Annotated in this window: 12 protein-coding genes; 2 read left to right on the forward strand and 10 right to left on the reverse strand. The window is 38.4% G+C overall.

What is annotated here, in order from left to right:
* Positions 1-178 precede the first annotated feature (178 nt).
* From hpf to HMPREF2893_RS03950, 3 genes are all read right to left on the reverse strand, one after another.
* A complete protein-coding gene (gene hpf, locus HMPREF2893_RS03940) occupies positions 179-721 on the reverse strand; it encodes a ribosome hibernation-promoting factor, HPF/YfiA family (RefSeq protein ID WP_003010301.1) in 543 nt (180 codons plus the stop codon).
* An 81-nt stretch (positions 722-802) separates the two neighbouring features.
* Positions 803-1,468 carry a ComF family protein gene (locus HMPREF2893_RS03945; RefSeq protein ID WP_070674484.1) on the reverse strand — a complete coding sequence of 222 codons (666 nt, stop codon included), beginning with the start codon at positions 1,466-1,468 and terminating at the stop codon, positions 803-805.
* The gene (locus HMPREF2893_RS03950) at positions 1,465-2,763 is read right to left on the reverse strand and encodes an ATP-dependent helicase ComFA (RefSeq protein ID WP_070674487.1); all 1,299 of its coding nucleotides are present in this window, start codon (positions 2,761-2,763) and stop codon (positions 1,465-1,467) included. The genes HMPREF2893_RS03945 and HMPREF2893_RS03950 overlap by 4 nt, the downstream gene beginning before the upstream one ends.
* A gap of 55 nt (positions 2,764-2,818) precedes the next feature.
* Between HMPREF2893_RS03950 and HMPREF2893_RS03955 the strand changes: the two genes are divergently transcribed.
* Complete coding sequence (locus HMPREF2893_RS03955; protein ID WP_070674490.1) at positions 2,819-3,460, forward strand: YigZ family protein; 642 nt, start codon at positions 2,819-2,821, stop codon at positions 3,458-3,460.
* 122 nt (positions 3,461-3,582) lie between these two features.
* A complete protein-coding gene (cysK, locus tag HMPREF2893_RS03960; protein ID WP_003004014.1) occupies positions 3,583-4,506 on the forward strand; it encodes a cysteine synthase A in 924 nt (307 codons plus the stop codon).
* A 50-nt stretch (positions 4,507-4,556) separates the two neighbouring features.
* Here cysK and HMPREF2893_RS03965 read toward each other — a convergent pair whose 3' ends face one another.
* From HMPREF2893_RS03965 to HMPREF2893_RS03995, 7 genes are all read right to left on the reverse strand, one after another.
* Positions 4,557-4,922: a S1 RNA-binding domain-containing protein gene (locus HMPREF2893_RS03965; protein ID WP_070464853.1), complete on the reverse strand. Its 366-nt coding sequence runs from the start codon at positions 4,920-4,922 to the stop codon at positions 4,557-4,559.
* Position 4,923: 1 nt separating this feature from the next.
* Positions 4,924-6,324 carry a bifunctional Cof-type HAD-IIB family hydrolase/peptidylprolyl isomerase gene (locus HMPREF2893_RS03970; RefSeq protein WP_021154563.1) on the reverse strand — a complete coding sequence of 467 codons (1,401 nt, stop codon included), beginning with the start codon at positions 6,322-6,324 and terminating at the stop codon, positions 4,924-4,926.
* A 45-nt stretch (positions 6,325-6,369) separates the two neighbouring features.
* Entirely contained in the window at positions 6,370-7,002 is a 633-nt protein-coding gene (locus tag HMPREF2893_RS03975; protein WP_003004009.1) for a response regulator transcription factor, read from the reverse strand.
* Complete coding sequence (locus tag HMPREF2893_RS03980) at positions 6,999-8,015, reverse strand: envelope stress sensor histidine kinase LiaS (protein ID WP_070674493.1); 1,017 nt, start codon at positions 8,013-8,015, stop codon at positions 6,999-7,001. The genes HMPREF2893_RS03975 and HMPREF2893_RS03980 overlap by 4 nt, the downstream gene beginning before the upstream one ends.
* Positions 8,012-8,707 (reverse strand): cell wall-active antibiotics response protein LiaF, encoded by a 696-nt coding sequence (gene liaF, locus HMPREF2893_RS03985; protein WP_070594455.1) that lies wholly within the window; start codon positions 8,705-8,707, stop codon positions 8,012-8,014. The genes HMPREF2893_RS03980 and liaF overlap by 4 nt, the downstream gene beginning before the upstream one ends.
* A gap of 175 nt (positions 8,708-8,882) precedes the next feature.
* Entirely contained in the window at positions 8,883-10,682 is a 1,800-nt protein-coding gene (locus HMPREF2893_RS03990) for a CAP domain-containing protein (protein WP_070674497.1), read from the reverse strand.
* Positions 10,683-11,171: 489 nt separating this feature from the next.
* Positions 11,172-11,607, reverse strand: a 436-nt coding sequence (locus HMPREF2893_RS03995) for a PASTA domain-containing protein (RefSeq protein WP_148131918.1), incomplete at its 5' end; no start/stop codon positions are given.

The raw sequence follows: 11,607 nt of genomic DNA on the forward strand, positions 1-11,607 counted from the left end.
CTCGCGCGACAACTATATTAGTATATCATGACCTCACCTTACTGTCAACACTTTTTTACAAAAATTTTTATTTTTTTGAAAGTTTTTTTACTTTTTTGGTTTATATAAAAAAATCAGGAGCATAAATGCTCCTGATTCCTCTATAATTAATTGATGTTTTCGATCTCTTTTTTGATCTCTATTCTTTTACTTCCAATAGACCGATGTCTCCATCTTCTCTACGGTAGATCACATTTGTTGTGTTATCCTCTGCATCACGATAAATGAAGAAATCGTGTGCTAATAGATCCATTTGAAGGATCGCTTCATCTAAATCCATTGGTTCTAGATCAATTGTTTTTGAGCGAACAACTTTTTCTGTGGTTGCTGCTTCTTCTACAACTGCATCGGTAAACAATTTACCTGCACCAGATTTAATACGATTTTTCTTTTCGATTTTTGTTTTATTCTTACGAATTTGACGTTCAATTTTATCCACAACCAGATCAATTGAACCGTACATATCTTGAGAGACATCTTCTGCACGAAGTGTGATAGATCCAAGCGGAATGGTCACTTCTACTTTTGCGGTCTTTTCACGGTAAACTTTTAAGTTTACTCGAGCGTCTAGCTCTTGATCTGCCTGAAAATATTTTTCAATCTTTTCGAGTTTAGAAACGACATAGTCGCGAATGGCTTCTGTTACTTCTAGGTTTTCACCACGGATACTATATTTAATCATATTAGTACCTACTTTCTAAACATTATGTTTTTATTTATATGTATATTATAACGCTTTCATAAAGTTTTTGCAAATCTTTTTTTACCTTGCGATTGAAAATGTCTTTATTTCTTTCACACCTTTTTCAATTAGTAGGCGCTTCATTAATTCGATTGTTTTGCCCGTTGTGTAGATATCATCGAAGATTAGATATTTCTGCTTTCCTGAAATTTCTCCTTTTAATTGAAAGTGCTGAGAGGTTTTTAATCTTTCTTCTCTTGTTTTTTTTGATTGGGCTAAAGTGTCTTCTTTTTGGAAGACACTGCTGTACTTTATCTCTGCAAAATCTAGTATAGTCGATACTTGATTGAATCCTCTTTCCTGCCTTTTTTCATGGCTGATTGGAGTCGGTATTATCGTATAGCTTTTATACTTTTTCAAGGCTTTTTTGAGGTCACTTGAAAATACCATTCCTAATAAACGATCGCCTTCAAATTTATATCGCTTGAAATAGTCCTTCATTGCTGTATTATATCTATATAATGCTTCATGTTCGACCATATTCCCCTTTTGTATCCAGTATTCGCAATCTTTACATACTTTCTCCTCCTTATCTTTATAACATCTAGGACAATGGATTTCGCCAATTTGTTCGAAGTCTTCTTTGCATTCTTTACAAATCCATTCTTCTTGTTGATTCATAAAAATAAGGTCTGTGAAATGTTCACCAGTTTTCAACTCTTTCGTACAAAGCAAACATTCTTTCAAAATCCAGCCTCCTGATTCATTTCCTTTATTTCTTTGATCGCTTTCTTCATTTCTCGTGTTATGCCATCTGATAGAAAAAGTAGTTTACCTGTTGGTCTTTCTTTACTTCGACCGACCCTTCCTGAAATTTGTACGAGAGCACTTTTAGTAAATAATTTGTGATTACTTTCTAAAACAAAGACATCTACAAACGGAAAAGTCACTCCTCTTTCTAAAATTGTTGTAGAGACTAGCATGGTTATGGCTCTGTTTCTAAACTCTTCTACCATTCGTAGACGGTCTGTTGTCTGTGAGGATACAAAACCTACTGTTTCTTTGGGAAAGTATTTTTTTAAGTTCTCAGTGAATTGTTGTCCTAATTCTATTTCAGATACAAAGATTAACAATGGGTAGTGAGTTTGTCTTTGTTTCTTGATCAGTTGCAATAGTTGGTAAGGGATTCTTCCTTTTTCTATTTTTTCTCTAATTTTCGGCACCCATTTTATTTCAGGGACCACTAGTGGGTTCCCATGAAATCTTCTTGGAAGGCTATAACGAATGATTTCTTTTTTCTTGACCTTTTTATCTAACTCATCTGTAGAGGTTGCTGTTAAATATAGGGTATTCCCCTCTTTTTTTATTGCATTCTGAGCTGCTTTATATAAGATTGGATTGTCTACATAGGGAAAAGCATCTACTTCATCTATAATAAGGAGATCAAAGGCCTGATAAAACTTTAGCAATTGGTGGGTTGTAGCGATCACCAAGGGTGTTCTAAAATAGGGTTCCGATTCTCCATGAAGCAAAGAGATGGGGCAGGAAAAATCTTCCTTCATCCTTCCGTACAATTCTATACAGACATCGATTCTTGGGGTAGCAATACAGACTGTTTTTCCTGCCTTGATCGCTGTTGCTACAACCTGATACATCATTTCTGTTTTTCCAGCTCCTGTCACAGCATGTACCAAGGCATGTTTTCCTGCCTTAACTGCTTGGATAAGTCCTTCAGATACCTCTTGTTGATAGGAAGTCAAGGTTCCCTTCCAGTTTAACACCTCCTGTCCTTCAAAGTCTCGCTGTGCAATAGCATAAAGTTTTTGATCACTCCGGATCCTTCCCAATTGGATACAGGCTCTACAATACAGCACCTCCTCACTCAACTTCCAAAGTTTTTGATCAATCAAACTGCCACATCGAAAACATTGGTACCTTCCATTCTGTTTTTCCATAGCTGGAAGTTCTTGGGCAATTTCTTTCAGATCATTTGTCATTTGACTCTCCGTTAAGAGTCTTCCATAAGAATCTTCTATCTTCATACTTATTAATTCGCAAAAGTTGGAGAAAATCATTCTTTTTTTGTAAAATAAGAATATGGAATATGTTACATTTAAAGAGAACGGCACTGTTCAAGAAGAAATCAAAAAATCAAAATTCATTTGTCATGTCAAGCGAGTCTCCTCTGAAGAGGAAGCTAGAGATTTTATCAATGCCATCAAAAAGGAACACTATAAGGCTACGCATAACTGCTCTGCTTTCATCATTGGGGAACAAAGTGACATCAAACGGACCAGTGACGATGGAGAGCCTAGTGGAACCGCTGGGGTACCGATGTTAGGAGTTTTGGAGAATCATCGCATCACTAATAGTTGTGTCGTGGTTACCCGCTATTTCGGAGGTATTAAATTAGGCGCTGGCGGTCTGATTCGTGCTTATGCTGGAAGTGTTGCACAAGCAGTTCGAGAAATTGGACTGGTAGAAATCAAAGAGCAAGTGGTTCTTGGGATCACACTTTCTTACTCCCAATACCAAGAATTTGCTAATTTCTTAAAAGACCATCAATTGGCGGAACAAGATCCGATGTTTACAGATCAGGTGATGACAACTATTTTTGTAGATAGAGAAAACACAAGTTCTATCACAGCAGCTTTAGTCGAATTTTACAATGGCAAAGTCATTATTGAGGACCAAGGAATTCGTGAGGTTGAAGTACCCCTACTTTCTGTAGAAAAATAATTAAAATACTATCGGCAACGATAGTTTTTTTTTATCACACCCATAAAATTTCTATATTTTACATTCTTCTCGCAAGAGACTATACTTGTTAGTATCAAGAAAACCTAGAACTGAGGTATATTATGGCTATTTATGAAAATATTACAGAATTGATTGGGAACACTCCGATTGTCAAATTGAACCGTCTTGTTCCTGAAGGAGCTGCAGATGTCTATGTCAAACTCGAAGCCTTCAATCCTGGATCATCTGTTAAAGACCGGATTGCTTTGAGCATGATTGAAAAAGCTGAAGCGGATGGCTTGATCAAACCAGGTGATACCATTGTCGAAGCAACTAGTGGGAACACAGGGATTGGCTTGTCATGGGTCGGCGCAGCTAAAGGCTACAAAGTTGTGATTGTCATGCCTGAAACCATGAGTGTGGAACGTCGTAAAATCATCCAAGCCTATGGAGCTGAACTCGTTTTGACTCCTGGAAGTGAAGGAATGAAAGGCGCTATCGCTAAAGCTGAAGCAATCGCTGCAGAAAGAAATGGCTTCCTTCCTCTTCAATTTGAAAACCCTGCTAACCCAGAGGTACATGAAAGAACAACAGGACAAGAAATCGTTGATGCCTTTGGAAAAGATGGTTTAGATGCTTTTGTCGCAGGTGTTGGTACTGGTGGTACTGTTTCTGGTATTTCTCATACTTTGAAAAAGAATAATCCTGCTGTCAAAGTCTATGCCGTTGAGGCCAATGAATCCGCAGTCCTTTCTGGCGAAAAACCTGGACCACATAAAATCCAAGGGATTTCAGCTGGTTTTATCCCAAATACTTTAGACACTAATGCATATGATGGTGTTCGTCGCGTATCTTCAGAAGAAGCTTTCGAACTTGCACGCGCTATCGGTGGAGCTGAAGGATTCTTAGTCGGTATCTCAAGCGCAGCTGCTATCTATGCTGCTATTGAAGTCGCAAAAGAATTGGGTAGCGGTAAAAAAGTTCTTGCTCTTGCACCAGATAATGGAGAACGTTATCTTTCTACTACCCTTTACGAATTTGAATAATTCTCTATATCAAAAAAACTTCGATAGGTTTCATCAACCTATCGAAGTTTTTATTTCTTTTCTTGTTTGCTAAAGAATACCTTTCCTTCTTTAACCCAGGTCGGCATCTGTTGAGCTAAGGGCGCAAAACCACTCTTGTAGCGGTCATTTGAAAAACGATGGTGTCGAATACTTCGTTGTGGTGTTTCTTCTAGTGTTCTCAGAGAGAGGCTAGCTTTCTTAGAATATTCATCAACATCGATGACTTGGACAAAGACCTTCTCCCCAATCGACAGAATATCCTGAATATTACTTACATAACCACTTCTAATCTCTGAGATATGAATCAAGCCCGTCACACCCGACTCTAGTTCGACAAAGGCGCCGTAAGGTTGAATTCCTGTGATGGTTCCTTCTAACTTATCTCCAATTCTCATATTAGTCCTCAATTTCGATGGTTTCAATCACGACATCTTCTACTGGCTTATCCATCATCCCTGTCTCAACAGCCGCGATCTCATCCAACACAGCAAAAGAAGCTTCATCCATCAATTGACCAAATACTGTATGACGTTGATCTAGGTGAGGAGTTCCCCCTTCTGTCGTATAGATTTCTGCGATTTTTTCAGGCCAGCCACCGCGGACCAATTCCTTTTTCGAATATGGAAGATGTTGATTTTGTACAATAAAGAATTGGCTGCCATTTGTGTTTGGTCCAGCATTTGCCATCGAAAGGGCTCCGCGAATATTGTACAATTCTTTTGAAAACTCGTCTTCGAAGCTCTCCCCATAGATGGATTCACCACCCATACCTGTGCCTGTTGGATCTCCCCCTTGGATCATAAAATCTTTAATAATCCGATGGAAAATGACACCATCATAATAGCCAGACTTAGCAAGAGCTACAAAGTTTGCAACTGTTTTTGGCGCTTGATCCGGGAACAATTGAATGTTCATCTCACCGTGATTGGTTTTGATCACAGCGACAGGACCGTCAACCGTAGCAAGTTCTAACTGTGGTAATGTCAATTCTTTTTCAACCATATTTAACTCCTCTAGGGCATAGAATATGCCATCTTCTTCTAAATTCTTAGTGATATAATCAGCTTTTTCTTGTAACTCTGGAGCAGATTTTCCCATTGCGATACTAATTCCAGCGTAATCAAACAGTTCTAGATCATTTAATCCATCCCCAAATACTAAAACATTCTCTGGCTTCAAGCCCAAATGATTTACAAGATGAGAAACTCCTGAAGCTTTTGAAGCTTCAAAGCGAACAACATCTGATGAATGGGGATGCCACGAAACTAGGCGCAAGTTCTCTTGCAAAGAAGGGGGCAACTCTAGCTCACTATCCTGTTCATCAAAGGTCCACATTTGGAAAATAGGTTCTTTCAAATGCAGATCTGGATCTACTGGTAAGTTTGGATAAATGATGTCAATAGCATCACTGATCAAGGGTGTCCGATTAGACAGGGCAGCTTGATGACTAGCTACTAACCCATAATCAATCTCGGATTCTTTGGCCCAATCCACAAAAGAAGAAACGATTGCTTCATTGATTGGTGATTGGTAGATCACAGTTCCTTTTGTATCTTCTATATAGGCACCGTTTAAGGTTACTAAAAAATCAGGCTTTAAGTCCATGATTTCAGGAACAACCCCAAAAATCCCTCTACCGGTTGCAATCCCTGTTCGGATTCCTTTTTCTTTCAACTGATGAAAGACTTCTTTGACAGATTCTGGAATCAATCCAGTTTCTTTTGCACGTAATGTATCATCAATATCAAAAAAGACGATTTTAACTTTTTTGGCTTTATAACGTAATTTTGCGTCCACTTGTCTCCCCCCTTATGATCATGCTCTATTATAGCATGTTTCCTTTTAAAAATCTTCTTGATTCACCAGATGGTGTCGGAAGGCATAGACGACTGCTTGCGTCCGATCACTGACTTCCAATTTGGATAAGATGTTGGAGACATGGGTCTTCACTGTTTTCAGAGAAATAAAGAGTTCATCTGCTATTCGTTGATTTTCATATCCTTTTGTTAATAGAGCTAGAATATCTCGTTCTCTAGCTGTCAAATCATCATGCAATTCAGCATGGTTCTTTCGTGACTCAACTTTTTGACTAACTTCTGTCTCAATCGCAAATTCTCCCTTTGCAACCTTCCGGACAGCCTGTAAGATCTCAGTTGCTGACGAGGTCTTTAAAATATACCCTTTTGCACCGGCATCTAAGACAGGGTAAATCTTTTCGTTATCTAAATAAGACGTCAAAATGACAATTTTAGCTTCCGGCCACTCTTTTAGGATGGCTAGAGTCGCATCGATTCCATTTAGCTCTGGCATCACAATATCCATGATGATGACGTCTGGTCTTTCTTTCAGCGCCAACTCCACCCCTTCTTGCCCATTTTTCGCCTCTAAGACTTGCTCAATATCGGTTTGCATGGACAAAAAGCTTTTCAATCCCAACCGGACCATTTCATGGTCGTCTACTAATAATACTTTCATACAGTTTCCTTTTCATTTTTATCTTTTACAAGGAGGGGAACGCGAATATCCACAGCCACTCCCTTTTGAGGACTCGTTCTTATTTTAATGGTTCCCGCCATGTCCTCTACACGTTCTTGAATATTTTTCAACCCATAACTCAATCGTTCCAATTTTTCCTGCTCAAAGCCGATTCCATCATCTACCATCCGTAAATGAAGTTGTTTTCCTTCCTGATGCAAAAAGACATCCATTTGTTGAGCTCTAGCGTGTTTCAAGGTATTGCTGACAATTTCTTGGACGATCCGAAATAGATGTTCTTCCATATTTTTTGGAATACTCACGTCATTATGATGGAAGACAACTGTTAGGTTACTCTTTTCCTTCAATTCTCTAAAAATCATCTCCATACCTTCTACCAAACTTTTTCCTTCCAATTCTGTAGGACGAAGATGTAGGAGCAAGACGCGTAAATCATTTTGGGCTGTACCTAGAATATCTGACACACCATTGAGTTGCTGCTGGATCTGACTTTTCTCTAACTCAAGGGCCTGTGCTGCCACTCCAGATAAAATCATATTGGCTGCAAACAATTCTTGACTAACCGTGTCATGTAGATCACGCGCAATTCTCTTACGCTCGATTTCCACAATTTCTTCCTCATTTCGCATCACACGATTTTCACTTTTTTGTAAATTTTCTTCTAGTCGAAGCAATTTGCTGTCCAATAAATCTAACTGTCGATTCAATTCTTTGGGGGCAATTTCTTTTCGCTGTGAAGCAGTCAGGATAGATTCTACCTTTTGTTGTACTGCATGAACCGTTACAAATTGCGTGATTTTAATAATTAAGACAACCAAAGCCGTCAATGCAAGCGTCAGACTAAAAACCAAAAATAGGAATGATTGAAGCAAGGAAAGATCTGAAAGAAGTTTGCCCCACTGAAAACCAACAAAATGGAAAATGGTATGACAAATGACCGCAACCACCATTAGGGAATAGAAATACAATAGGAGATAGTCTAATTTCTTCATGCGCGAATCACCTCAACATCCCCAACAATACCAACTAACACAATTTTTATAGAACGGTGCGATCTCCGATAATGTGCCGTTTCAATGTCTATGGTTTCATTTCTCATTTTACGGACAGGAAGTTCCAAAAACTTCAGATCTCCATACAGGGTGTTAATTTGTAAATGCAACTCCAAATCAATCGGTAAGATAATTTTTGTATTTCCAAACCCTTTCCGTATGATCACTACATTGTCCCAATTGCAAATGGCTACCTCCTCTAAATGGAGGGTGTCATTCCCAAAAATTCGGATCACATTCAGATCTCGATACCCTCGACTTTGCTTTGAAAAATGTTGTAAATCACCAATCCATCGAGTTTTTTCCTGACGAATTTTCGTATCCTCTTCAACATCAAACACAACTGCTTCATTTTCCTTATACATATAAGGGTAGGCGATCAATAAACCATAAACCACCGCAAATAAAATGGCTGCAATCACAAAAGGATTCAGCATCACGATAAAAAACAAGAGCACACTCAGCGCGATTAATAGAAAATTTGCTTTTTGTTTGCCAAAATAGTAATACAAAAGGAGCAAAAAGAGAACCATCAAGACAACAAATCTGGAAAAATCGATTGATAAAATGGTGATCGCTGCTAATGTTAACAAAACGGCTTCAACGAAAATAAAAATTTGTATTTTCCACATAGTCTACCTCATCTTTTCCTATTTTATCAAATTTTTCCTCATTTGACTTCCGTCTGTGGTTGGATAATACGAAGAGCAAAAAAACACCCAAAAGATAGAAATCCTTTGGGTGTCCTTAGTATCGGAATGAATTGTTATTAAATAAGTTCTTTCCAATAACGGTTGTCTAGAGGCATTATTTATACATGAATGCCCAGTAATAGTTACCGTCGCCATTGATGACTGCTGCTACCGCACCTTCTGTGGCATTTGGATCGAGCATTAATTCTCTCAATCCACTGTTATACCATTTCGTTGCGACTGTTGTTGCATTGTCTTCACGGCGAGCTACAAAACCTGTGCTATCGTACTGACGTGAAATAGTATGGGCTTTTGGTAAGGCACGTGAGTTGTAGACATCATCTGACCAAGTCAATTCTTTTAAGCCTTGTGCTTTTCGCAATTCGTTAATCTTAGCAAATGCTTCTTTCGCTTTATCTAACTCGATATAGTTTGTATTGTCTGTTGCTTCTACACGATAAACGAATTTCACATAGCCAAACTCAACATCTTTGTAGTTCTTGTCATCTACTCCACTCTTCAAGTTAGCGATTAAAACATAGTCTTTAGCCCATGGGTTTTCTTTAGATTGCTCAAAGAGTTCTGGGTCCTCGATTTCCCATTCTACTTTGGCATCCCAGCCAGCATTGTCAATAAATTTAGGATTCATTTTCTTAATGACATAGTCCTTAAATTCATCCACATTCTTAAATGGAAGAGCTTGACCTGCTTTAGCTGTTTCTACAAGGTTTGTAGAGTAGAGCTTCACGCTTGAGTCTCGATCGCTATAGGCATATTCATCATCTTTGGCATCTTCGTGGAATTTTGGATCGATTTCAGGATCTTTCGGATCTGTCATTCCATAAAGTTTCCATTTATCTCCATTCCATTTCCAATAAGCAGAGTAACCAGTTGCTTCCGTATCAGAAGGAACGTAGTAATAGTGAGTCGACCCGTCAAAGTAGTAGTTCTTATCTCGACGCAAAGCTGCTGATCCAGGTTTGCCAGGAGGATAGACTATCTTTGGTGCTCGTCCATTTGGAGCCCATGGAAGATGTTCTAATCCTTCTGCAGGTGTCTCAACGTATGGAGGAATTTGGTTTTCACTAGGCTGATCTGTTGATACCAAACCATCATTTCCAGGCACTTCAGGTTGCACCGGTTCTTCTGGTTTTGGTTCACTTGGATTTTCTGGGGTTGGTGCGAAAGGATCAAACTCTCCATCTGCTCCTACAAATGGAGGATTTTCTGGGAAGATCAAGTTCCCGTGTTCTTCTGGTGTAGATGGTTCTGATGGGTTGACTGGTTGATCGGGTTTATCGCTTGGATCTGGCTCGTCGGGTGTTGGAGTTGGATCCGGAGTCGGTGTTGGAGTTGGATCTGGAGTATCAGGATTTTCCGTCGAATTCTTCACAAATACCCATTTACCATTTTTATAGTAGTAATAATCCCCATTATCTAATACATAATAATGGTAGCCATTTTCATATACATAATGAGGGTCATTGGCAAGGTTATTAGTAGAGTTATTCCGATTAGTTAAAGGCTTCCACTCACCATTGCGGTAGATCCGGTAAGTCCCATCACTCATCCGATAATAATGATTGCCATTCCAATAAATGTAGTTTACATCATTTTCCAAGGAATAACCATAGTTCCAACCATTATAGCCATAATAATTATTCCAACTAGGATAACCATAGTTATAGCCATAATAATAGTTCCAATTTGGATATCCATAGCCATAACTATAGGTCCATGAATTATAGCCATTATAACCGTTCCAATTATTGTAACCATAGTTATAATAGTTTGAACGATAAGGGGAGGTATTCCATCCTCTATTTTCTGCAGCTACTTTTGTTGCTATAAATGCCGGGACAATCATAGCTGTTGCTAAGATTGCTCGACTAACCACTCTATATTTTCTGTCCATTTAAATAATCTCCATTGGGAAAGTATAGGCGAAAGATACATCAACTATGTGCACATATTTCAAAAGTCATTCTACCTCCCTGTTTCTTAGTTCACGATATTTATCTCCACCAGTTGTCAAGGCCTATTCAACTAGTAGAAAAAAATCTATTCGTTTACCAATTTCCTATCAAAGCAGGTCTGAACGACATTTTTACTCTTTGATCTCCTTTCACGCAGATTATAGCATGTGGGCTAAAACAAAGGCAAATAATTTGATATTCAATCTATTTTCAACTTCAAATTACCTTATGTTTAATTGACTATTTTATTTTACCGGATTTGAAACCCCTTGTTTGTTAAGGGATTCACATAATCTATTCATCTGTAGAAAAATAGTTTCTTGAAGCGACCTCAAAGTTTTTCCCTCTACAGGGAAATAAAAAAATCACGACATAGCAACAAAAAAAATACAAAAAGACTCAGAAATTCATCTGAGTCTTAGACTGATTTATGAATCTCCACCAGTTGCACTACTGCTGGAGCTTTCTGTATCTGATCGTTCAGCAGAGGATGAACTAGATGCATCTGAACTTGATGAGGCTTTCATACTTGAAGAAGCCGTCACTTTAGGCTCATATACAGTCAAAACAATTCGTGTTCGGTTAATATCCACCGTACTCGAAACTTCTGGAGTTTGACTGACAATTTGACCGGCAGAAACAACTACCCCATCAGGGAGATGTTCCGTTTTTCTTAATTCGATATTGGCTTCTTTAATACCATAGATCTCAATCAAATTACTTCTAGCAAAATCATAAGTTGATCCAACATAGTTTGGCATTTCAATTGAAGTCGTTTCTTTCGCTACTTTCAAAACAATCTTGGTTTTTGAATTCAGTGAATATTGCTCTCCTGGAGCTGGGGTTTGTTCAAGAACTGTCCCT

Origin of the sequence: Streptococcus sp. HMSC072C09, from assembly GCF_001813105.1 — a bacterium.
In the GTDB taxonomy this organism is placed as follows: domain Bacteria; phylum Bacillota; class Bacilli; order Lactobacillales; family Streptococcaceae; genus Streptococcus.